General features: G+C 60.3%; 23 protein-coding genes. 13 read left to right on the top strand and 10 right to left on the bottom strand.

What is annotated here, in order from left to right:
• Positions 1–45 precede the first annotated feature (45 nt).
• The 4 genes from J5J09_RS16975 to J5J09_RS16960 are packed head-to-tail and all read left to right on the top strand — an operon-like array spanning position 46 to position 4,603.
• A complete protein-coding gene (locus J5J09_RS16975; RefSeq protein ID WP_208552567.1) occupies positions 46–1,050 on the top strand; it encodes an Ldh family oxidoreductase in 1,005 nt (334 codons plus the stop codon).
• Positions 1,051–1,073: 23 nt separating this feature from the next.
• On the top strand, positions 1,074–2,273 hold the full coding sequence (locus J5J09_RS16970; RefSeq protein WP_208552563.1) for an iron-containing alcohol dehydrogenase: 1,200 nt from the start codon (positions 1,074–1,076) through the stop codon (positions 2,271–2,273).
• 13 nt (positions 2,274–2,286) lie between these two features.
• Positions 2,287–3,750, top strand: a complete 1,464-nt coding sequence (locus J5J09_RS16965; protein ID WP_208552561.1) for an NAD-dependent succinate-semialdehyde dehydrogenase — start codon at positions 2,287–2,289, stop codon at positions 3,748–3,750.
• A gap of 13 nt (positions 3,751–3,763) precedes the next feature.
• Entirely contained in the window at positions 3,764–4,603 is an 840-nt protein-coding gene (locus J5J09_RS16960) for an alpha/beta hydrolase fold domain-containing protein (RefSeq protein ID WP_208552560.1), read from the top strand.
• 22 nt (positions 4,604–4,625) lie between these two features.
• On the opposite strand, the gene J5J09_RS16955 is transcribed toward J5J09_RS16960, so the two are convergent.
• The gene (locus J5J09_RS16955; protein WP_208552558.1) at positions 4,626–5,705 is read right to left on the bottom strand and encodes a D-TA family PLP-dependent enzyme; all 1,080 of its coding nucleotides are present in this window, start codon (positions 5,703–5,705) and stop codon (positions 4,626–4,628) included.
• 184 nt (positions 5,706–5,889) lie between these two features.
• On the opposite strand from J5J09_RS16955, the gene J5J09_RS16950 reads away from it, so the two are divergent.
• From J5J09_RS16950 to J5J09_RS16925, 6 genes are read left to right on the top strand one after another with little or no spacing between them, the layout of a single operon-like run.
• Entirely contained in the window at positions 5,890–6,735 is an 846-nt protein-coding gene (locus J5J09_RS16950; RefSeq protein WP_208552557.1) for a transporter substrate-binding domain-containing protein, read from the top strand.
• 55 nt (positions 6,736–6,790) lie between these two features.
• A complete protein-coding gene (locus J5J09_RS16945; RefSeq protein ID WP_208552556.1) occupies positions 6,791–7,453 on the top strand; it encodes an amino acid ABC transporter permease in 663 nt (220 codons plus the stop codon).
• Positions 7,454–7,455: 2 nt separating this feature from the next.
• On the top strand, positions 7,456–8,121 hold the full coding sequence (locus tag J5J09_RS16940; protein WP_208552555.1) for an amino acid ABC transporter permease: 666 nt from the start codon (positions 7,456–7,458) through the stop codon (positions 8,119–8,121).
• Positions 8,122–8,134: 13 nt separating this feature from the next.
• Positions 8,135–8,905 carry an amino acid ABC transporter ATP-binding protein gene (locus J5J09_RS16935; protein ID WP_208552554.1) on the top strand — a complete coding sequence of 257 codons (771 nt, stop codon included), beginning with the start codon at positions 8,135–8,137 and terminating at the stop codon, positions 8,903–8,905.
• An 18-nt stretch (positions 8,906–8,923) separates the two neighbouring features.
• Positions 8,924–9,313: a RidA family protein gene (locus J5J09_RS16930; protein ID WP_208552553.1), complete on the top strand. Its 390-nt coding sequence runs from the start codon at positions 8,924–8,926 to the stop codon at positions 9,311–9,313.
• A gap of 18 nt (positions 9,314–9,331) precedes the next feature.
• Positions 9,332–10,132, top strand: coding sequence for an IclR family transcriptional regulator (locus J5J09_RS16925; RefSeq protein WP_208552552.1), 801 nt, complete (start codon positions 9,332–9,334; stop codon positions 10,130–10,132).
• A 79-nt stretch (positions 10,133–10,211) separates the two neighbouring features.
• Here J5J09_RS16925 and J5J09_RS16920 read toward each other — a convergent pair whose 3' ends face one another.
• The 8 genes from J5J09_RS16920 to J5J09_RS16885 all read right to left on the bottom strand — a co-directional run bounded on the left by J5J09_RS16920 (position 10,212) and on the right by J5J09_RS16885 (position 18,205).
• Complete coding sequence (locus J5J09_RS16920; RefSeq protein ID WP_208552551.1) at positions 10,212–11,300, bottom strand: saccharopine dehydrogenase C-terminal domain-containing protein; 1,089 nt, start codon at positions 11,298–11,300, stop codon at positions 10,212–10,214.
• Complete coding sequence (locus J5J09_RS16915) at positions 11,297–12,079, bottom strand: amino acid ABC transporter ATP-binding protein (protein ID WP_208552549.1); 783 nt, start codon at positions 12,077–12,079, stop codon at positions 11,297–11,299. Before J5J09_RS16915 ends, J5J09_RS16920 begins: the two co-directional genes overlap by 4 nt.
• 18 nt (positions 12,080–12,097) lie before the next feature.
• Positions 12,098–12,763, bottom strand: a complete 666-nt coding sequence (locus tag J5J09_RS16910) for an amino acid ABC transporter permease (protein ID WP_208552547.1) — start codon at positions 12,761–12,763, stop codon at positions 12,098–12,100.
• A 188-nt stretch (positions 12,764–12,951) separates the two neighbouring features.
• A complete protein-coding gene (dapA, locus tag J5J09_RS16905; RefSeq protein WP_208552543.1) occupies positions 12,952–13,869 on the bottom strand; it encodes a 4-hydroxy-tetrahydrodipicolinate synthase in 918 nt (305 codons plus the stop codon).
• A gap of 168 nt (positions 13,870–14,037) precedes the next feature.
• Complete coding sequence (locus J5J09_RS16900; RefSeq protein ID WP_208552540.1) at positions 14,038–15,438, bottom strand: aldehyde dehydrogenase family protein; 1,401 nt, start codon at positions 15,436–15,438, stop codon at positions 14,038–14,040.
• A 4-nt stretch (positions 15,439–15,442) separates the two neighbouring features.
• Entirely contained in the window at positions 15,443–16,786 is a 1,344-nt protein-coding gene (locus J5J09_RS16895) for an FAD-dependent oxidoreductase (protein WP_208552538.1), read from the bottom strand.
• Positions 16,779–17,033, bottom strand: a complete 255-nt coding sequence (locus J5J09_RS16890) for a 2Fe-2S iron-sulfur cluster-binding protein (protein ID WP_208552537.1) — start codon at positions 17,031–17,033, stop codon at positions 16,779–16,781. Before J5J09_RS16890 ends, J5J09_RS16895 begins: the two co-directional genes overlap by 8 nt.
• Positions 17,030–18,205, bottom strand: coding sequence for an FAD-binding oxidoreductase (locus J5J09_RS16885; protein WP_208552536.1), 1,176 nt, complete (start codon positions 18,203–18,205; stop codon positions 17,030–17,032). The genes J5J09_RS16890 and J5J09_RS16885 overlap by 4 nt, the downstream gene beginning before the upstream one ends.
• 149 nt (positions 18,206–18,354) lie before the next feature.
• On the opposite strand from J5J09_RS16885, the gene J5J09_RS16880 reads away from it, so the two are divergent.
• On the top strand, positions 18,355–19,284 hold the full coding sequence (locus J5J09_RS16880; RefSeq protein WP_208552535.1) for a LysR family transcriptional regulator: 930 nt from the start codon (positions 18,355–18,357) through the stop codon (positions 19,282–19,284).
• Between the two features lie 160 nt (positions 19,285–19,444).
• Positions 19,445–20,272, top strand: a complete 828-nt coding sequence (locus J5J09_RS16875) for a transporter substrate-binding domain-containing protein (protein WP_208552533.1) — start codon at positions 19,445–19,447, stop codon at positions 20,270–20,272.
• A 64-nt stretch (positions 20,273–20,336) separates the two neighbouring features.
• Here J5J09_RS16875 and J5J09_RS16870 read toward each other — a convergent pair whose 3' ends face one another.
• Positions 20,337–21,146: a helix-turn-helix domain-containing protein gene (locus tag J5J09_RS16870; protein ID WP_246745864.1), complete on the bottom strand. Its 810-nt coding sequence runs from the start codon at positions 21,144–21,146 to the stop codon at positions 20,337–20,339.
• A 263-nt stretch (positions 21,147–21,409) separates the two neighbouring features.
• Between J5J09_RS16870 and J5J09_RS16865 the strand changes: the two genes are divergently transcribed.
• Positions 21,410–22,642: an extracellular solute-binding protein gene (locus J5J09_RS16865; RefSeq protein WP_208552528.1), complete on the top strand. Its 1,233-nt coding sequence runs from the start codon at positions 21,410–21,412 to the stop codon at positions 22,640–22,642.
• Positions 22,643–22,686 lie beyond the last annotated feature (44 nt).

Below are 22,686 nucleotides of genomic sequence, written 5' to 3'. Positions count from 1 at the left end.
TATGTCAAATACAATATCGTATACGATCCGATATAGGATTTCGAAATGAGGCTTCCCGTCACTCGTCTGAGAGATCTCGCGACCAACCTTCTGGAGCTAAAAGGCGTACCGGTTGCCAACGCGCGCCTCCAGGCGGAGGTGTTGATCGAGGCGGAACTGAAAGGTGCGCCATCACACGGCCTGCTGAGATTGCCGCTTATCCTTTCGCGGCTGGAAAAGGGTCTGTCCGACGGGACCGTTAAGGGCCGCGGCACTTGGCGTGGAAAGTCGTTTCTTGCGATCGACGGCGACCGGGGGTTGGGCCCGGTCGTCATCATGCATGCGATCGACGCTTTGCAACACGCGGTCGACCAGAACGGAATCGCAATTGCCGCAATCCGCAATGCCAACCACATCGGCATGCTTGCGTACTACGCGGAGGCGGCAGCCAGAGACGAGAAAATTGCCATCGTCATGTCCACGAGCGAGGCCCTCGTCCACCCGTTTGGTGGAACACAAGCGATGCTGGGCACGAATCCCATCGCTATCGGAATCCCCCTGGATGACAGACCCTTTGTGCTGGATTTGGCAACAAGCGTCGTTTCCATGGGAAAGATCCATAGCCATGCCATGCGTGACGAGCCGATCCCCGAAGGCTGGGCGGTGGATATCGACGGTCGACCGACCACGGATCCGAAGGCCGCGAAAGCAGGGGCCATTGCCCCGTTCGGTGGGGCGAAGGGCTATGGATTGGGCCTGGCGTTCGAGTTGATTGTAGCGATTTTGGCGGGTTCAAACGTCGCGCCCGACGTCCGTGGGACGCTCGACGACATCCATGCCGCCAACAAGGGCGACCTAGTCATCTTGATCGACAAAGCTGCTGGCGCCGGCAGCGTACCGGCACTTGTGGCCTATCTTGACAGCTTGCGGACTTCACGACCGGCAGATCCAACGCGTCCCGTCGCGATTCCAGGTGATGGCGCGCGTGATCGCAAGGCGACGACGACGGGCATCGGGATCGAATTGCCCCAACCGCTTCTGGAACAACTCTTGGCCCTTGAGGCCGCCTAAACAATAATCGGAGGAGACAGGGAATGAACCTTTTCGGCACGTTGAGGGCGCCGCAGGAATTGTTGTTCGGCGCCGGGCAACGTCATGCACTGGGCGGCATTGCCGCCGCGCTCGGACAAAGGGCTTTGATCGTCACAGACGCGAGATTGGCCGCCGATGACGATTTCGTCGCCCTGGTGGGAAAAGTCAGAGACGCCGGTCTCGCCGTCCTGGTGGATAGTTCCACTCTCCCCGACGTACCGGTCGAAGCGGCGTCGACCAGCGCGAAAGAGGCCCGCTCCTTTGCTCCGGATCTGGTTATCGGAATCGGAGGTGGCTCTTGCCTCGACATGGCCAAATGCGTGGCGCTGCTGCTTGCGCATGGCGGGCGCTCGCAGGATTACTACGGCGAGAACAATGTACCGGGACCGGTGTTGCCGATAATCGCCGTTCCGACCACGGCAGGCACGGGCTCAGAGGTCACACCGGTCGCCGTTCTTTCGGATTCCGAACGCAGCCTGAAGGTCGGCATCTCCAGCCCGCACCTGATTCCGACAGTCTCCATATGCGATCCCGATCTGACCATGTCCTGCCCGCCGTCCCTGACGGCGATCGCCGGAGCGGATGCTCTAACGCATGCGATAGAGGCCTTTACCGCAATCCGTCGCGATCCCGTTCCGGGCATCACGCGGCAGCGTGTGTTTATCGGCAAGAACGAATTGTCCGACCAGTTCGCACTGCGTGCCATAACGCTTCTTTGGCAGGGACTTGAGCCTGCCTGCCGGAACGGCGGAGACCGGGCCGCGCGGGAAAAGGTCATGCTCGGCGCAACGCTGGCGGGTCTTGCCTTCGGCGTCGCCGGCACGGCCGCCGCCCACGCCATCCAGTATCCGGTGGGCGCCCTCACCCATACCGCCCACGGCCTCGGGGTCGCGTGCCTCATGCCCTATGTCATGACATGGAACGCGCCTGTCATTGGCAATGAGCTTGCAAGAATAGCTCAAGCGGCGGGGCTCGACGGCCCTGAAGAGGTCATCCCCGAGCTCGCATCGCTTTTCGCGCGGATCGGGATTCCATCGACGCTTTCCGAACTCGGTCTCGAAGAAAGCAGGATCGGTTGGGTGGCGGAACAAAGCATGGGCATCTCACGCCTTATCCAGAACAATCCCCGGCCCCTCACTCCGGAAGACATGCACAACCTCGTCGCCGCCGCCCATAGAGGCGACCGGTCCAGCCTGAGCTGAAAGGATCTCTGAGATGACGTTTCACGCCAAGATCAACGGATATGCGGATCCGGCTCTCCATGCCGAAGGCTTCTATATCGGCGGCAAATGGGTGAAAGGCAGCGGCCTCACCGTCATGAACCCGTCGACGGACGAGCCGCTTGTCGAAGTCGCGGACGCCTCTGTCGAGGACGCGCTCCGCGCTGTGGATGCGGCTGAGGCAGCGGCCGCCGGATGGCGCGCAACGCCATCGCGCAAGCGTTCGGAGATCCTCCGGCGCTGGTTCGAACTGATGAGCGCGCGCGCCGAAGAGCTTGCAACACTCATCGCCCTGGAAAACGGAAAAGCCCTACCTGATGCACGCGGAGAGGTCGCCTATGCCGCCGAGTTCTTCCGATGGTACGCCGAGGAAGCAACACGCATCCCCGGCGAGTTCCGGCACACGCCGTCGGGTTCGCACCACATCCTCGTTGATCATGAACCGATCGGCATCGCCGTTTTAATCACGCCCTGGAATTTCCCGGCGGCAATGGCAACGCGCAAGATCGGCCCGGCACTCGCCGCCGGCTGCACGGTCATCCTGAAACCTGCCTCGGAGACGCCGCTCACGGCATATGCGATGGCCCGGCTCGGCGAAGAGGCCGGTGTTCCACCAGGCGTGGTCAACGTTCTCACGACGAGCAATCCAGCCGCGGTGACGAACGCCATGCTCGCCGATCCGCGAGTGCGCAAGCTTTCGTTCACGGGCTCGACCGGTGTCGGCCGCACCCTTCTGGCCGAGGCCGCCAAGTCGGTGGTCAGTTGCTCGATGGAGCTCGGCGGCAACGCCCCCTTCATCGTCTTTGACAATGCCGATCTCGACGCGGCACTTGATGGCGCCATGATCGCCAAAATGCGCAACGCAGGCGAAGCCTGCACCGCCGCCAACCGGTTCTATGTCCAGTCGGGAATACACGACGCTTTCGTTTCTGGCCTCGCCGCCCGTATGGCTGCGCTGAAAATCGGCCCGGGATATGATCCATCGACGCAATGCGGGCCGATGATCACCAAAGCGGCCGTTCGGAAAATCGACCGCCTCGTCTCCGATGCCATGGCGTCTGGCGCCCGCGCGGTAACGGGCGGCAAACCACTTGGTCAGGACGGCTATTTTTACCCCCCGACCGTGCTCGAAAACGTGCCTGCCGACGCTGCGATCGCTCGGGAAGAAATCTTCGGACCGGTCGCTCCCGTCTACAAGTTCGAAAGCGATGACGACGCCGTTAGACTAGCCAACAACACGGAATACGGCCTTGCTGCCTATGTCTACAGCCGCGACCTGAAACGCGCCCTTCAGATCGGCAAGCGACTGGAGGCTGGAATGCTCGGCATCAACAGAGGGCTGATGTCGGACCCGGCCGCGCCGTTCGGGGGCGTCAAGCAGAGCGGTCTGGGCAGGGAGGGTGGAGTCACTGGCATCCTGGATTTCATGGAGGCAAAGTACTACGCAGTCGATTACTGAGCGGGAGGAATCGGTGTCACATCAAGATCTTTACAGAATTCGTGACTTCGTCCCGGATTTCGATGCGATTTCCGCCGAGTTCACGACACGCAGTCAGGCCCTGACGGCAAGCGCGAACGTGCTTTCCGACATTCGCTACGGCGACCGCGCTCGCGAGGTCATGGATATCGTCCTGCCGAATAACGTGAAGGCTGGCGCGCCGCTTCATGTCTTCGTTCATGGCGGCTATTGGCGTTCAGGCGAAAAGGAAAACTATCGCCTGGTTGCCGAGCCGATCGTCGCGGCCGGCGCTGTCGCCGCGATCATCGAGTACGACCTCATGCCGCAATCTCGACTCGATCTGCTGGTCGATCAGGTTCGGCGCGCCGTGCTCTGGCTTCAGTCGAATGCAGGAAGGTTTGGCGCCGATCCTCTTCGCATTACCGTCAGCGGCCATTCGGCGGGAGCCCATCTCTCATCCTTTCTTGCTGCATGCGGACCTGATGAGCAAAACCGGCCTTCATTGCCCGCAATCCGTGGCCTCCTGCTTGTCAGCGGCATTTACGACCTGTCCGGCATTCCCGGAAGTTTCCTGCGTGACGAAGCCAGGATGACAGATGCGGAAGCCGCATCATGGTCGCCGCTGACATCAAGACAACTGCCCTGCCCTTCGCGCATCATCGCTGTCGGAGCGGACGAAACCGAGCCGTTCCACTCACAGGCGGCGTCTCTGCAATCGCGCCTGACCATGGCAGGCGAGCCCGCACAATTGCTGACCCTGCAGGGTCTCAATCACATGAACGTCGTTCTTGATCTAGCCGATCCCCAAGGCCAGCTCGGACAGAGGATGATGGATTTGATCTCGTCGAACTGACAGCAGACCATCGACACCTCGATCAGACGATCTTCCCACGCGCGGCAACTGGCCAGACTTCCGGAGCCTCCATGCCTTCGCCGAAAACAAAGACGGCATCGACCATGTTGGTAACGACGCAGGCGTGGTTGGGAACAATCCTCACCTTGTCGCCGACCGCAAGTCCGATAGGACCGCTGCTGACGAGCCGACCGTGTTCTTCCGAAAGCTGATCGATGGCAATATCGTCGCGGCCGAGGACGTGTCCATATCCGGTCAGCCCCAACAGGTCCGACGTCAGCGTCTTCGAACCGGCGTCGATGATGGCTCGGTTTTCGGCAGGTACCGAAACAACGGTCGCAAGCACGGTCAAGGCGCAGTTGGTGTACTCACATACTCCGCGAGCAACCAGCGAGCGGTCATTGTAGACATAAGTCCCTGGACGGTACTCCGTGGTGATCGGCGCTTCGGCTGCGTGCATCATGGAGGGTGTGCCGCCGGAGGTGACGACCGGGACCGGTGTCCCTGATGCCTCGATCCCGGCTTTCGCCGCTGTCATGAAACGCTCGACACCCTCTTCCGCGCCGGCCGGAGGATAGGTCATCAACCCGCCGAACACGAGCCCCGGCGCCGCATGGATGGTTCGGGCAAGAGCCACCGCAGCTTCCGGCGAAGAAACGCCGCACCGGTTTGCACCCGCATCGCACTCCACCAATACGGAAAGCGGCCCGGCTTCGCCTTGAAACGCGACAGACAGACCGTTGACGACGGCCTCACTGTCGGCCACCACCGACAGCCGCACTTTCCGGGAGACCGCTTTCAGACGCTCAAGTTTCTCCTCGCCGATGATATTGTAGGTGATGAGAACGTCTGTGATCGCACTGCTCCCAGCGATCATTGCCTCAGCTTCCGACACCTTCTGGCAGGTTATGCCGACAGCACCGGCGGCAAGCTGCATTTCGGCGATGGCAGGCAGCTTGTGCGTCTTGATATGAGGCCGCACGTGCAGACCGTGTTGATCCGCATAGGCCTGAAATCGCGCGATGTTTGCCCTGGCGATGTCGAGGTCGATCAATACGGCTGGCGTATTGATCACGGCGATATCGGCTGACGAAAACGGCATGGTGTCCCCGCTGTTGATCACGGCTTTGCTGCCGCAAATGACGTCGCCGCGCGGGGCTGCATCAATTCTCGGCAGTGGCTATTGACAAGACATCGTCCATACGACTTGATATGTCAATCCGATAAAGCAGACACATGTCCGATATATTGGATTAATAGAAGCGCTCAGTTTCAAGGGGAACGCCATGACCATTTCCTTACGCGTCGCCACGCTATCGCTGGCTGCCGCAACCTTCCTGATTTCCGTGCCAGCTCTCGCCCAGCAGGGCAGCAAGCTGGATGAAGTTCTGGCCCGCGGCCATCTGGTGCTTGGCACCGGCTCGACCAACGCGCCCTGGCACTTCAAGAGCGCCGACGACAAGCTGCAAGGTTTCGACGTCGACATGGGCCGCATCGTCGCCAAGGCGCTGTTCGGCGATCCGGACAAGATCGAATACGTGAACCAGTCGTCGGATGCCCGCATTCCGAACATCACCACCGACAAGGTCGACCTGACCTGCCAGTTCATGACGGTGACCGGCGAACGCGCCCAGCAGGTCGCCTTCACCATCCCCTACTACCGGGAAGGCGTCGGCCTGATGCTCAAGAATGGTGGCCAGTATGCGGACTATGAGGCGCTGAAGGCTGCTGGATCGTCCGTCACGGTTTCGGTGCTGCAGAACGTCTATGCCGAGGACATGGTGCACGCGGCACTGCCGGAAGCCACTGTAGACCAGTACGATTCCGTCGACCTGATCTACCAGGCTCTCGAATCCGGGCGCGCTGACGCAGCCGCCACCGACCAGTCGTCGCTTGCCTGGTACATGACCCAGAACCCGGGCCGCTACAAGGATGCCGGCTACGGCTGGAACCCGCAGACCTACGCCTGCGCCGTCAAGCGTGGCGATCAGGACTGGCTCAACTTCGTCAACACCGCGCTCCATGAAGCCATGACCGGCGTCGAGTTCGATTTCTACGCGACCTCGTTCAAGACCTGGTTCGGCAAGGAACTCGCTCCGCCGCAGATCGGCTTCCCGGTCGAATACAAGTAAGCAACAATGGCGCGGGGGCTCGCCCCCGCTCCCCTCCTGCCAGCGACGGATTGTCATGGGATATACACTGAATTTCGCGGCGGTCTGGCGCAGCTTTGACCAGCTACTAGCCGGACTGGCGCTAAGCCTCGGACTTGCGGTCGGCTCCATCCTGATCGGCGTCGTGATCGGCCTTGTGGTGGCGTTTGCCCTGATATCCCGGCACCGGGCGGCCAGATGGCCGGCCACACTCTACGTAACGGTTATTCGTAACTTACCGATCCTGGTACTCGTGCTGTTCGCCTATTTCGCCTTGCCGCAGATGGGCGTCAGGCTCGGCAAGATCGAAAGCTTCGTCGCCGTGCTGGCGATCTATTCAGGCGCCTATCTCGCCGAGGTGTTTCGCGCGGGACTGCTGTCCATCCCCAAAGGATTGCCGGAGGCGGGATTGGCGATCGGGCTCACGCCGATGCAGATCCGCCTCTCGATCGTCATGCCGCTGATGTTCCGCAATGTGCTGCCGTCACTGTCGTCTACAGTCATCTCGCTGTTCAAGGACACCTCGCTTGCTGCCGCGATCGCCGTTCCCGAACTGACGTTCGAGGCCCGCAAGATTAATGTCGAGACCTTCCGCGTGATCGAGACATGGCTCGTCGTCTCCGGTCTCTATGTCGTGACCTGTACCGTGCTCGCCGCGCTGATGCGCCTGGTCGAGCGACGCCTGAGCGTGCCGAGGTAACCATGACAGACTTCCAAACCTTCCTCGATCAGCTGTGGATTGCCCGGTATGTCATCCTGAACGGGCTCGGCATCACGGTCTCGATCTCGCTGCTGGCGATTCTCGCCGGCTCGGCCTTAGGCGTGTTTGTCGGTCTGGCACTGGTTTACGGCGCGGCACCGCTTCGTTTCCTCGTGCGGGCCTATACCGACATCGTTCGCGGCACACCCGTTCTGGTGCTCGTTCTGGCGAGCTACTATGTGTCGGCCGCCGCAGGGCTCGACCTCGGTCCTTTTTCCGCCGGCGTTCTGGCGCTCGCCATCTTCTGCTCCTCGCATATCGGCGAAATCGTTCGCGGTGGCCTGCAGACGATCCCGGCCGGGCAGACCGAGGCGGCGAAGGCAATCGGACTGACGTTCACGCAGACCTTTGCCTATGTGCTGTGGCCGCAGGCGCTGCGCCAGTTTCTGCCGGCCTGGGTCAACACGGCAGCCGAGATGGTCAAGGCGTCGACGCTTCTGTCCGTTATCGGCGTGGCCGAACTTCTCCTGCGTACGCAGGAAATCATCTCCCGCAACTTCATGAGCCTCCAGTTCTACTTCTTCGCTGGCCTGCTCTATTTCGTCGTCAATTTCAGCATCGAGCGCTTCGGCAAATACGTCGAACGCAAGACCGCCGTACCGACCTGAGGATCTGGAACCGATGGCAAAGACAATTCTCGAAATCGCCGGCCTGCACAAAACCTACGGACCGCTCGAAGTGCTCAAGGGCGTGGACTGCACGGTCAAGGAGGGAGAGGTGATCTCGATCATCGGCTCCTCCGGCTCGGGTAAGACGACGATGCTCCGCTGCATCAACATGCTGGAGGAATTCCAGGGCGGAACTATCCGTCTCGACGGTGAGGAGATCGGTTATCACGTAGAAGGTTCCCAGCGCCGGCGTAAAGGCGAGAGGGAGATCGCCCGTCAGCGTGCCCTGACCGGCATGGCTTTCCAGCAATTCAACCTCTTTCCGCACATGTCTGCGGCCGAGAACGTCATGCTGGGCCTCGTGAAGGTCAAGAAGATGGGCCGCAAGCAAGCCCGCGGCATCGCGGAGAGCTGGCTGGAACGGGTCGGGCTTGGCGCGCGGGCGGACCACTATCCCGGCCAGCTCTCCGGCGGCCAGCAGCAGCGCGTGGCGATCGCCCGCGCGATTGCCATGAACCCGCGACTGATGCTGTTCGATGAAGTGACGTCCGCACTCGACCCCGAACTGGTGGGCGAAGTGCTGCAGGTCATCAAGGGGCTCGCGGCCGATGGCATGACCATGCTGCTGGTCACCCACGAGATGCGCTTCGCCTACGAAGTCTCGTCACGAGTGATCTTCATGAACCAGGGCGTCATCTGCGAAGAGGGCGACCCGAAGGAAATGTTCGTCAACCCGAAGACCGAGCGTCTGGCGGAATTCCTGAAAACATCGAGCTTCAACTAGAAGAAAAGAGAGAATCTGATGACGATCAAACGTTACGGTGCCGGCGAAACCGGGGCTGGCGGACAACCCCTCCCCTTTGCCCGCGCTGTCGAAGCCAATGGCTGGCTGCACGTCTCTGGCCAGGTACCGATGGAAAACGGCGAAATCGTCCGCGGCGGCATCGTGGCCGAGACGCGCAAGGCGATCGAAAACCTGATTGCCATTCTGCATGAGGCCGGTTACGGCGTAGAGGACGTGGTCCGTGTCGGAGTATGGCTCGACGATCCGCGTGACTTCTGGAGCTTCAACGGGGTTTACGCCGAATACTTTGGTGCCAACCCGCCAGCTCGCGCTTGTGTTCAGTCGCGTATGATGGTCGATTGCAAAGTAGAAGTCGACTGCGTGGCGTATCGCGCGGATCGTGCCTGAGGCGATTTGGAGAGAAGAATGACCGAGGCGGCAGCCGACATGGTATCGCGACGCACAAGGGGACTGGATCGCGCGTTCGAGATCCTTGAGTTCCTGCGCGTGAAGCGGCAACCCATGCGGCCGAACGAGATCGCCTCCGAGATCGGCGCGCCTCGTTCCACCGTCTACGAACTGGTCAACCTGCTGCTTCGCCACGGCATGCTCGACTATCAGGGAGGCGACGGCCGCGTCTATCTCGGCCGCCGTCTCTATTTCCTCGGGACTGCCTATGCGGAGCAGTTCGACCTGATGCGGGAATGCGACCGGATGCTGGTGCGGCTTGCCGAAGAAACCCGCGAGACGGCGCAGATGTGTCTGCTTGAGGGCCGGAAGTATACGGTCGCGATGATGCGCGAGGGCATCCGGCCGTTCCGTATCTCGTCCAATGTCGGCGAACTCGTGTCCATCGTCTGGACAGCGTCAGGACGCCTCCTCGTCTCTCATCTGAGCGATCAGCAAATCCTCGAGCTCATCCCGCCGGAGGATTTTGTGCTTCCGAACGGCCGGCGCATGGATCCCACTGACTTCATCGCACAGGTCCGGCAGGCAAGCCGCGACGGCTTCTTCACGTTCAACAGCGAGGTGGAGAACTTCACCCACTGTTTTGCAGTGCCGATCTTCCAGGCAGACGGCGCCTGCATCGCCACGCTATGCCTCGTCACACCGCGCGAAGACGGACTGCGCAATCGTGACGCCTACCTCGACAGCCTGCTCAAGGCCGCCAACGAGATTTCAGAGAAGCTGGGTTTCAACAATACGCGTACACGGATCGCTGGCTGAACCTACGGCTCGCAGGGCGGGACAACGCCTTGCACGGGGGCATTTCGTGCTTTCTCAGCGGGCGTTTTTCCGCAGTTACTCAAACAGACGCTAAGGATGCCAAAAGTGGCCTAAGGAAAGGCCCGGACATCAAGGTATTGGTGTCGATGCGATGATGCGCGACGTAGCCCTTGGGTGCGATGGTTCCCTGGCTCAGCATCGATAAAAGCGTCGCCGCATAACCGGTGGCAGTGGAAATCAGCGCATTGAATGGCCGCAGTTGACTGCTCGGCACGAAACGATGACAGCACGTCCGCTCGGTCGGCTGCCTGCCACGGTAGCCGCGCGCGGTGACCACAAGAAGTAGCTGATCCTCTTCCACGACCGGAAGCCCGTTATAGAACAGCGATCGCAACATATCCCGCCGATGGCGAAGGTTGAGATCGTCCAACAGGAAGCGAATATAGTCCAGATGCCCCGGATAGCGGATTGTCTTGAACGTTACGTTTTTTGGTGCAGCGTGCGAAAAGATCGACAGGTCCTCGACCCCACCGGAGGTCACGAATTCCTCATAACCGACACCGTCGATACTTAGCCGCTCGCACCCCTCGAGCGGAGACAGCAGGACAGGTTCGCCATCACGAATGGCGGCGCTCGGCCGAGTGTACTCATCGATCAGGCCATCAATGTTCCATATCTGGCCATAGCCAAGACGATTGGTTGGATAACGTGGTATCGCTCCGACGCGGATCGTCAGATCCGAAACATTTGAGACGTCGTCCAGCAGTCCGCAGGCGATGTTGCCAATGAGGCCTGGCGAGACCCCGCATCCGCTGAAGACAGCGCGATGTTTGGAGAGATCGTCTAGGATCGCCCGCGTCTTTGGATTGGGGCAGTTGAAGTCCAGATAATGGACCTTTGCGTTGGCGGCGGCATGCGCAATGTCGCTCGTAGCCGTCTCAGGAACGGCAGCGACCGCGACATCCTGGTTCAAGAGAAGCCCCCGCAGATCATCCGAATGACCGAGGGACTTCAATGTCACGTCGAGGTCCATCGATCGCAAACGGTCGAGCGCATCCTCGGAGCGATCAATGACATGTACCGAAAACTTGCCACTCTTCGACAACACTTCGGCCAAGGCCCTGCCCATCTCGCCAGCGCCGAAGATGCTGACTTTCAGTCTCGTCATAGGGTCTGTCCCCGGAACCGGGTAACAAAACCCTGCAGCCTCGGATTTTTAGGGTTCAGAATAACCTCCTCTGCCGTTCCGGTCTCTGCGATCATGCCGCCATCCAGAAAGATCACACGGTTCGCGACCTCGGCTGCAAATGCCATTTCGTGCGTGACGATCGCCATCGTCATGCCGTTCTCCGCCAGCCTGCGGATGACCGCAAGAACTTCTCCCACAAGTTCTGGATCGAGCGCGCTCGTGACTTCATCGAGCAGCAGCACTTCGGGCTCCATGGCAAGGGCCCGGGCGATTGCTACCCGCTGTTTCTGGCCGCCGGAAAGGTGGGCCGGATAGGCGGCATGCTTGTCAGCCAGTCCGACCTGAGAAAGCAGATCCATCGCCAAAGCCTCCGCCTCCCGCTTCGGTCGCTTGCAAACAACGATAGGTCCTTCCGTGACGTTCTGGAGAACCGTCTTGTGCGGGAAGAGATTGAAATGCTGGAACACCATTCCGACATGGCGGCGAAGCGTACCAATACCGATTTTGTCGCCCTTGTCGCGAAAGCTCTCGCCGACAGATTTCTCGCGGAAGCGGATCTTTCCTCCGGTCGGCGTTTCCATCATGTTGAAGCATCGGATGAAGGTCGACTTTCCCGACCCTGACGGGCCGATCAAGGCGACCACTTCACCTCGGTGAAGACCAAGATCGATACCCTTGAGAACTTCGTGCGTCCCATAGCTCTTGCGCAAGCCGACCGCTTCGATGACCGTCGCACTGGCTGCTGGTTTGTTTGTCATGTCCGTCAATCCGTTCCGTTAGTCGCTGACCCTCAGACGCCGCTCGATCCAGTCCGCGGCCTGGGTCAGAGGCAGGAGCATGGCAATATAGAGGCCCGCCATCAGGGTGTAGGATTCCAGCGGCCGGTAGGTTTGTCCGTTGACGACCGCCGCCATGTAGGCGAGGTCGGCGACTGAAATGACCGACACCAGCGAGGTGTTCTTGAACTGAATGACCGACTGGTTGATGAAGGATGGCAGTACCCTTTTCATGGCCTGCGGCAGGATGATCCGCCGCATCGACTGCCATGAGCTCATTCCGATCGCCGCCGCCGCCTCGCGCTGTCCGCGGTCGATCGATACGATGCCACCGCGGAAGATCTCCGCGTAGAAGGCGCCCACGTAAAGTGACAGAGTCAGCATTGCCGCAATGCGGTTGTCGATCGACCCACCGATGAGGAGCGGGAATGCGTAATAGAACCAGAGAAGCTGGACGAGGAGCGGCGTACAGCGGAATATTTCCTGGTAGACCCTTGCTACGCCTGAAAGAACTTTCCAGCCTGACAACCGCGCTGCACACGTGACGAACCCGATCAGAATGCCAAAAGCAATCGAGCCGAACGTGTAGACGACCGTGATCCAAAGGCCCCATAGGAAAAGATCCCAATACTGCCATACCGAATGGAAGTCCCATGTGTAGTTCACCGGTCACCTCCGACAGTGCTGATCGACGTCCGAGACCGGCCTTTCCCGCAATGGGTCTCAGCCTTCTGATCAATCCCGTTTGTCATTCCTGTTCCCTTGCTTATTGTGCCGCCCGCCACCGATGCGACGCCAGCAATCGATAGTCCTACGTCCGTTCGCAACGGACAATGCAAAGCTGATGCCGCCACTTACCGCATTTCTTGGAAGGAGGCGGCAGCAGAGGCAAACCGTCCGAGAATGCCGGCGAGTTTTTCCCGGTTTTCCGCCGAGACCGGGACCATGGGCAGCCTCATTTCCGGCCCGGCAAGGTTCGCCAGCGCAAGAGCCGCTTTCACCGGTCCCGGATTGGATTCGATGAACATGCCATCCGTCAGTTCCGCGATCAGTTCATGCAGGGCCAGCGCACGCACGGTGTCACCGTTTTTCCAGGCGTTCACCAGTTCTACCATTTCGCGCGGCGCTACATTGGCAACGACACTGGTAACCCCGACGGCTCCGAGCGAAAGGAAAGGCAAGGTCAGCCCGTCGTCGCCGGAATGGATGATCAGCCGTTCGCCACACGCAATGCGCAGCTGCGTCACCCGAGCCGCCGAGCCACCGGCTTCTTTTATGCCAATGATGTTTTCGTGTCGCTCCAGCAGAAGCGCACAGGTTTCCGGCGCAATCTCCACCCCACAGCGACCGGGAACAGAATATAGCATGATCGGCAAGGAACTGGCCTCCGCCGCTGCACGGTAATGGCCAACAAGGCCTTCCTGGGTTGGTTTGTTGTAGTACGGGGTCACTATCAGGAGAGCGTCAGCACCCGCCGCCTCTGCACGCTTGACCTTTTCGATGGTCTTTCTCGTGTCGTTGGCCCCCGCTCCCGCCATGACGAGGGCTTGCCCGGCTGCGCGTTTTACGGTGCGCTCGATCAGCTCCGCCGCTTCCTCCTCGGAGAGCGTAGCGGCCTCGCCCGTCGTTCCGACGGGAACAAGGCCCGCAACACCTGCTTCGAGCTGGCGGTCGACCAGAGCGTCAAAGGCTGCCAGATCGATGGCGCCGTTCTTGAATGGCGTAATAAGGGCGGTGAAGACCCCGTTGAAGCGATGGCTTATATCCTGCATCTCAATTCCCTCTGTTGTAGTCAGTCGTTCAACGTATCCGTCTGGTTTAGGCAACGAGGCGAAAGCAGCGGGAAGCCCACCCCCGCTTGCTAGCATCAAATCGAAGAGCTGCCTGCCAACCGGTCTCCCCTGCCTCCATGACAGCGACGCGCGTGATTTCTCCCCTCATCAGTCGATGACGACCTTCGGCTCGGACATCTCGCGCAGTGCGATACGGACACCCTCGCGGCCGAGGCCTGAGCGCTTGACCCCTCCGAAGGGGACGTGCTCAGCGCGAAAATCCGGACCTTCATTGATCATGACGCCGCCGACGACGAGATCACGGGAGAAGGTCTTGATCAGGGCGTGATCGTTGGTGAAGACACCCGCCTGAAGTCCGTATGCACCCGCATTGACCTCTGCGATGGCCTCACGCGGATCGCTGAACGAACGGATTGCAATAACGGGCCCGAAAGTCTCGTCGGCGATCACCGGCGCGTCGACAGTCACGTCAGCCAGGACTGTCGGCGCGAAGACGGTCCCGTCGTGCGTGCCGCCGGTCAGCAGTCTGGCTGCGCCGCCCGCAATGCTCGCATTGACGCGTTCAGCAACGGTTGTGGCTGCAGCGAGGTCGATCACTGTACCCATGTCGGTATCGTCTTCGGATGGGTCACCGAATTCGACGGCGTCGACAGCGGCCAGCAGTTTTTCAGTGAATGGTTTTTCGATGTCCTCGTGGAGGTACAGCTTCTTGACCGCGGCACAGCTTTGTCCGGCAATCTCGAAACGGTGCCCGATCGCGGTAGCGACCGCTTTGTCGAGATCAGCATCAGGCAGCACGAACAGCGGATCATTGCCGCCGAGCTCCATCAGGCAACGGATCAGCCCGCTGGCATTCTTGAGCGCAAGCCCGGCTGTCGGCCCTCCGGTGAAAGACAGCAGGTCGATCGGTGATCTCGCAAGCGAAACGGCAGCCTCTGCCGCGCCGTGGACGACCTGGAAGAGTTCCGGCGGCCAACCGGCTTTCAGCGCCAGTTCGCAAAGTCTCGCAGCGGCGAGCGGCGCCTTCGGAGACGGCTTCGCCACGACGGCGTTGCCCGCCGCGATTGCGGGGCCCAGTTTGTGGCAGAGCAGATTGAGCGGATAGTTGAAGGGGGTGATCGCACCGACGATACCGACGGGCTCATAGGTAATGGTCGCCAGCCGATCGGCACCGCCTTCCACGATCGCGCAATGCAAGGCCTCGCCATCCAGGAACGTCGCCGCATCTCCCGACAGTTTCAGCGTGTTCTGAGCGCGGCGCACCTCGTTGCGAGCCTCGCGGATGGTCTTGCCCATCTCGCTTGAAATGATCCGTGCCAGATTTTCGGCGTCCGTAGCGATTTCCGCCGCGAGGCCATTGAGCATGGCTCGGCGTATCGCAGGTGTCGAGCGACGAAACTCCAACTGCGCTGTCTTCGCACGGATAACAGCATCAACAATTTCGCCAACGGTGTTCGATGCAACTTCACCGACACAGGCGCCATCGAAGGGATTGCGAACGACAATCGCGTTGCTCGTTTCCTTGGCCAATCTCTGGACTTGCGTCATCTCATCAATCCTTGTTCGCATCTGTGTTCGTGGTGATGACGCCCGTCAGCGTCGCTATGGAGATCGGACGTATGGGCCAGCGACGACCAGTGAGGTCCTCCGCCGAAGGTGGCGCAATGTCCGGATTGATTTCGGCCATGAGGGCCGCTGTGTTGTCCGCGCAGAAGCGTCCCTGGCAGGACCCCATGGCGAAGCGACCGTTGTGCTTCACTTCGCGCCCAGACAGTCGGTCCTTCCGTTGGCAGAGTTGACGCAGCTCACCGACAGTCTTGCCTTCACATCGGCAAAGGACCGTCTCGTCCGGAAGTTGAGCAAAGGGCGATGTAGCATCGACGGGGGCAAAGAGTGCCGCCAACGTCGCCTGCGCTGCGCGTGCACGGTCGATCGTCCGGTCAAGTCCCCTACTCTTTGGTCTGCCGGAAAGAAGGCCCGCCACGGCGCGGCCTGCCCGCTGTCCATCATCCGAAGCGGCAAGGGCGCCCAGTGCTTCCCGGCAATCGCCGGCATGAAGGATGAGGGGGCCGATGGCAGGACTGCTCGCCTGCATCGGAAAACCGAAACTGTTCGGGCGTATCCCGTCGTGGAGACCGATGCGATCGACGTCTAACCGCTGCAATTGTCCGCAGCGGCGTCGGATGGTCGCCTTGAGGCTCCTTCCTTCACGTTCGATTGCAACCAGTGTCGCGCCACGTATCCAAGGCACGCGTTTCAGGAAAGTGCCTACAAGATAGCCGCCGGCTTCTTTCAAAAACGGCAGGTGCCCAAGCATGGCCAGACCAGACCTAACCCGCCGGAATGGATCGCCAGCCTCGACGATCGCGACAGGCGGATTTCCAAGCCGTGCCATCTGCGCCGCGACCGCAACGAGTAGCGGACCGCTGCCGGCAAGCAGGACACGTCCCTCGGGCGCCCGCCCTGTCTCCTTCATCCTTACCTGCAGGCCACCTGCGGTCGCAACGCCGGCCATCTGCCAGCCAGGCCGGGGAAGAACCCGTTCAACGGCACCGGTGGCGATAATGACGGCCTTCGCCTTCACCTGCTCAATTCGTCTGGCATTGCGGTCTTCGACCAGGACCAGCCCGTCACCGTCCACGCCTACGCAGACAGAATTGAACCGCACGGGAATAGCCGCGTGGCGAAACGCTTCCGAAAGAGCTCGCCATCGAGCCAGTGGTGCGGCTCCTTGCGCCATTGGCTCGACGCCTTTGATCGGCTGCCTGTAGATTGCGCCGCCAAGGGTATCTCTCTGCTCCACCACGCACACGCTGTAGCCTGACCGGCCAACTTCGATCGCCGCAGCCAGTCCTGCCGGGCCGCCACCGATGACGAGAACTTCCGGATCAGCCACGGCGTTTCTCCAAGGCTTCGACCCGCATTCCTGCAGTGGCGGTCGTCACGCATGCTTCTCGCACCACACCATCAACGCGAACCACGCAGCACTGGCACGCACCGATTCCGCAGAAATAGCGCGTCTCCTGGCCAGACGTGTCGGCACCGAAGGTCCGGATGCCGGCAGCGTCCAGCGCAGATGCGATGCTTTCGCCCGCACGAAAGGGAATGCTTCTTCCCATCCAGTCGAAGGCCTGGACTGTCATGCGGCAACTCCACAGTCGGCAAATCGACCAGGATCGAAAGACGAGAGCCTGAGGTCCGGTTCGTCGCCGCACATCAACTGGACGAGACTTTTGCCGGCGATCGGTCCAAGACAGATGCCATCGCCTTCGAACCCAGTCGCGACAAAGCCGTTTTCGAGACCAGGAATTTGCCCCACGATTGGCAGACCGTCAGCAACGGCGGTTCGGACACCCGCAAAGCTCCTGAGGAGCCGTACCCCAGAGAGTCCCGGAACAAGATCAACCGCATCGGCCAGCATGCGCGAGACAGCATCGATGTCTGTCGTCTCGCGAGACCCGGAATCTTCACGTGTTCCACCAATCAGGAACTGGCCTGTCACAAGCGGATCAATAACGAGGCCCAGACCCCGCGGTGGAGGAGTATGGGTGGACTTCTGGCTACCCTTGCTCAACAGGTACCGACCGGACATGATCGCGCCCGGCAAGGAGCCATTGAGAGCAGGAGCCCGTTCCGTCACTAGAAGCTGCCCCTTGCGCTGAGTCAGGACGTCTCCGAGGCCAAGCAGTCGTGCGGAACCGTTGCCCGCGGCGATAACGACAGCGTCCGCACGAAGCTCGCCTCGGCTCGTCACAACCGCTCCGATCCGTTTGCCGCCGTTGACGAGCGATAGTCCCTCAACGGACGTATTCCGATCGACAACGATACCGGATGCACTCAGCAGCCGGTGCACGATCTGGTAGCCGATCGCATGACCTTCCCCGTGAACCTCGACCGCCATCCTTGCCCGAGGTGACAGCGCTGGAGATTTCCGGCTCAGAGCCACACCATGTAGGATCTCAACCTTGACGCCAGCGCTAGCCAGTGCGGCGGAATGGGCATCGAGGACCGCGCACTCCTCCTCGGAAATGGCGACGATGAAGGTCGAACGACGCTTGAAGGCGCCGGCAAAAAGGCCCTTGTCTGCAAGCTTGCCATAAAGGGCAACGCCTTTGAGGGCGGCTGTCATTATGGGGCCCGGGCGCTTGCTGGCTACAGAGACGGCACCATCCGCCGCACCCGTCGCCTCGGCCGCGGGCGCCGAAGTATCAAGGAGCCTGACGTCAATACCCCGCTCTGCGAGGAAATAGGCGGTCGCCGCTCCGACAATGCCGGAGCCGACGACGATGACGCTGGACGGTGGACGGGATAGCATAGGTTCAGGCCGGCCTTGTTGGTGACGAACCAATATTGGCGGCGGCGGGGCTTGCCCGTCGATACAAGATGACGGCCTTGCTTGTTCACGAAATTTGTATCCGATACAAAGTCCCCACCCCTTAACAGGGAAGGAGGGGGACCGACTTCATGGCAAAGATCAGCCTTACGCTCATCCAGACCTTCTATCAGGTTGCCCGCCACGGATCATTTTCCGGGGCAGCGCGCGACCTCAACCTGAGCTACCAGTCAGCGGCGAACCACGTTCGTCGGCTGGAACAGATTCTGCAGGGAAAACTGATCGACTCCGAGCAGGGAGCCAAGCGCATCTCGCTTACACCGCGCGGACGCGCTCTTTACAGCCTGCTTCATCCCGAACTCGACATCATGCTGGAACGACTGACGAAGCTCATCGAGAACCAGCGCTCATCGTTGCGCGTCGGCATGCCGCAAGCGATCTTCTTCTATCTGTTCCCGCGAGTTCTGTCGCGATTTCGAGAAGCTTTCCCCGAGATGGAGTTCGCGGTTTATGAGCGCGACACGGTGCTGGCGGAGTTGGTGAAGAACGGCAGTCTCGACGTCTGTATATCCGAACGTTACTTCGGAGACCCCGTTGTCCCGCAGCGACTGCTGGGAAGCTATCGGCTGAGCCTGGTCTACCCTCAAGAGTGGGGTGAGCCGCCTCAACAACATGATATCCCGCGCTGGGCGGAAGGTCGCCCGTTCATCACCTATGAGCCGGGTCAGACGCTGAGAAACCTGGCGGTTGATTTCCTCGGCCGCGATGGGGCTATCGTCCAGCCAGCCGTCTCGACCTCCGGAAGCTCGAGCGTAAAGCGCTGCGTCGAGGAGGGGCTCGGGTTTTCCATCATTCCGTCCTGGTGCGTTGGTCCCGAAGACCGAACGATCAGCAGCGCGAAACTGACCAATCTCCCCGAAGTGCGGGTTTACTTTGGCAATGCGGGCTTTCTGCAGAAGCATCCGATGGTGCAGCAGCTATTTGAGGATTGCCGACGCGAATTGGTAGGCCCCATACTGGATCCGTCGCGCAGCAGTGAGCTTTCCCTTCCGTCGCTGTAATGCTGACATACAAAAAAGCCGATAAGTGCGACGGACTCTCTAGCATTGTTCCCGGCCAATTCGCCGATAGGCTCGTTTCCGACCGAAAAACCGCGAGCCAGGGCCCGGACGCGGGAGACGGGCGACAAGGAAATATTGGGGAACAACGGAGAAGCAAACCATGACATTGTTTTTAAAGATTTGTAGCGGCGCGGCTATGGCACTGTCGCTGTTTGTTGGCAGTGCCGCCATCGCCGGTACCATTGACGACATCCGCAGCCGTGGGGTCCTGCGCATCCCGGCGATCCTGAACGAGACGCCTTACTTCAACAAGGATCCGCGTACCGGCGAGTGGCAGGGTTTCGTCGTCGATATGGCCAACGACATTGCCAAAACCCTGGATGTAAAACTGGAAGTGGTGGAGTCGAGCTGGGCCAACGCAATTCTCGACGTGCAAAGCGGCAAGGTCGACATGGCTTTCGCTGTGACCGCAACGCCGGTACGCGCCATGTCGGTCTCCTTTTCGGACCCCACCTACTACAACAGCTTTGTCCTCGTTTCCGCCAAGGAAGAGCTGTCAGGCAAGGCGTGGACGGACCTCAATGATCCGAAATACACCTTCGCCGTCGATCTCGGCTCGGCGCAGGACCTGATCACGCAACAGTATCTGCCCAAGGCCAACGTGCTTCGATTCAAGACCCGCGACGAAGCGATCGTTGCCGTCACGACCGGCAAGGCCGACGCGCTTGTCAACACGATGCTGAATGGCCTGGTCATCGCCAAGAAGGCCCCGACCATCGGCGCGGTCAAGGTGCCGACGCCTGTTCTGTCGACCCCGTCTGTCGTCGCCCTTAACTACGGTGCGGACGAAACCTTCAAGAGCTTCGTATCCGCATGGGCGGAATACAACCGCCGCATCGGCAACAACCAAACCTGGATTTTGAAGAGCCTTGAGCCCTTTGGCATCACCCTGACGGACATGCCGGTCGGCTTCGGTTTCGGTGGATAGTATCGATCGTCAAGAACCCTCCCCTTTTGCTCAAGGGGAGGGTCTCAGGCCTTTCCGGTAAGGCCTAAGCCGTCGGCAACCCCTTTGACCGCATGCGGCGACGAAAGGCAGTTGGCTTTTCAACGAAACGCTGGCTGAAGGCCTCATAGAAGCGGGAGACCGATCCAAAGCCGCTCTCGAAGGCAACGTCCGTGATCGAGAGATCTGTCGAGATCAGAAGCGACTGCGCCGTGTCGAGTCGGTGGCGGACAATTGCCTGGTTTATCGTGTGGCCCACGGCACGCTTGAAGATCGACATGGCGTAATTCGGATGAAGCCCTACGGCGTTGCCGACGTCATCCGCGGAGATGTTTTCCAGTGCATGTTCGGCGATGAAGCGCAGCATGCGCTCTATGTGCTCGACACGCTCGCTGTCGTTAGCGGTAAAACTGGCGATCGCCGAGCCTTCCTCGCGCAGATCTCGCCAACCGTCCCGTTCGATTCTCAGAACGCGGGCGGTCAGTTCATTGCGGACGATCTCCATGAGATCGGGGTCCCCCTCAAGCAGTTCCTGGCGCCAGCGCGCGAAAATGTCCCGGTCATAGGACCGAATCTCCAGTGCCTCGATCATGGCGCCCCGGAAAACAGCGTCGCGAAATCGGTTGAGATTGGCGAGGCCGAGAAAAACGGACATGGGAACATAGAGACAGATGAACTGAGTGCCCTCCCGCCGGTCGATGACCTGATGCGGGATCATACCCCAGAAGAGGCAGAGCCTGCCCTCATCGACCGTCAGTTCACGACCATCGAACCAATAGGTCATGGCGCCCGAAAGGACGAAGTTCAGCTCGATCTGGCTATGCATGTGCGGCCCAGCCATCTTGTGCACGGTCATGCTTTCGCCAGCGCAAAAGCGATGGTCGCCGAAGATCACAAGCGGATGGCGCGGATCGTGGTCGGGGTGAACTGGCACCGATTCATCACGAAGCTCTGTTTCTAACGGCTCCAACCTTAGGATCCCGGAAAAGTTCTGCTAAAACTCGGTAGATTATTACGGGTTTGGGTCCGATTATCAAGTTGAGCTGAGATATCTGCCCTGGTGGGATCCGGGGCTTCAAGCTCCGCAATGCGATGCATAACGGTCATAGGGAGGAAAACATGACCTTTTTCAAAAGCCTGAGCAGCTTTGCTCTGGGTGCAGCCCTTCTGTCGTCTACCGCGTTCGCCGGTGAAATCGTCATCAACTCCGACCACTCCGATCCGGCGCCGAAAAAGGCGATGGAAGAGCTGATCGCCGATTTCCAAAAGGCCAATCCTGATATCACGGTGAAGTGGAACAACTTCGACCACGAAGGCTACAAGTCCGCCATCCGCAACTTCCTGACCGCCGATGCGCCTGACGTTGCCGCCTGGTATGCCGGCAACCGCATGGAGCCCTTCGTCAAGGCAGGTCTCTTCGAAGACGTCACGGATGTCTGGGAAGCGAACGGCTTCAACGAACAGCTGAAGTCCGCCTCCGCCTCGATGACCATCGACGGCAAGAAGTGGGGCGTGCCCTATACCTATTACCAGTGGGGTATCTACTACCGTAAGGACATCTTTGCCGAACAGGGCATCGAGCCGCCGAAGACATGGGCCGAATTCCTGGCTGCGTGCGAGAAGCTGAAGTCTGCCGGCATCACTCCGATCACGATCGGCACCAAGGCTCTGTGGCCGACGGGCGGCTGGTTCGACTATCTCGACCTGCGCGTCAACGGCTACGAGTTCCACATGGAGCTTACCTCGGGCAAGGTTCCCTACACCGATCCGCGCGTAAAGGCCGTGTTCGAAAAGTGGGGCGAGCTGGTCAAGGCCGGTTACTTCAACGAGAATCATGCGGCGATCGACTGGCAGGATGCCATCCCGCAGATGGTGCAGGGCAAGGCCGCCATGTATCTGATGGGCAACTTCGCCGTTGCCACGATGAAGGACGGCGGCCTGACGGAAGAGCAGATCGGCTTCATGCAGTTCCCGGAAATCACGGCCGGCATCCCGATGGCGGAGGAAGCGCCGACCGACACCTTCCACATCCCGTCAGGCGCGAAGAACAAGGAAGATGCGAAGAAGTTCCTCGCCTACCTCGCTTCGCCGGAAGCCCAGACCAAGATGAACGCGACGCTCGGCCAGCTGCCGGTCAACAACAAGGCCGAGAAGCCGTCGGATCCGTTCCTCAGCGCCGGTTTCGAGATGCTGTCGAATGCCTATGCGCTCGCTCAGTTCTATGACCGTGACGCCAATGCCGAAATGGCGAAGGCCGGCATGGAAGGCTTCCAGGAATTCATGGTCAAGCCTGACCGACTGGATGCGATCCTCGAGCGCCTCGAAAAGGTTCGCGCGCGCGTCCACAAATAAGGACCATGGTCCTCCCTGCGCCGGATGTCGATGACCCTGGGGTC

This window comes from Ciceribacter sp. L1K22, from assembly GCF_017599385.1.
Taxonomy (GTDB): Bacteria; Pseudomonadota; Alphaproteobacteria; order Rhizobiales; family Rhizobiaceae; genus Allorhizobium.
This window is presented reverse-complemented; position numbering and strand designations above follow the sequence as displayed.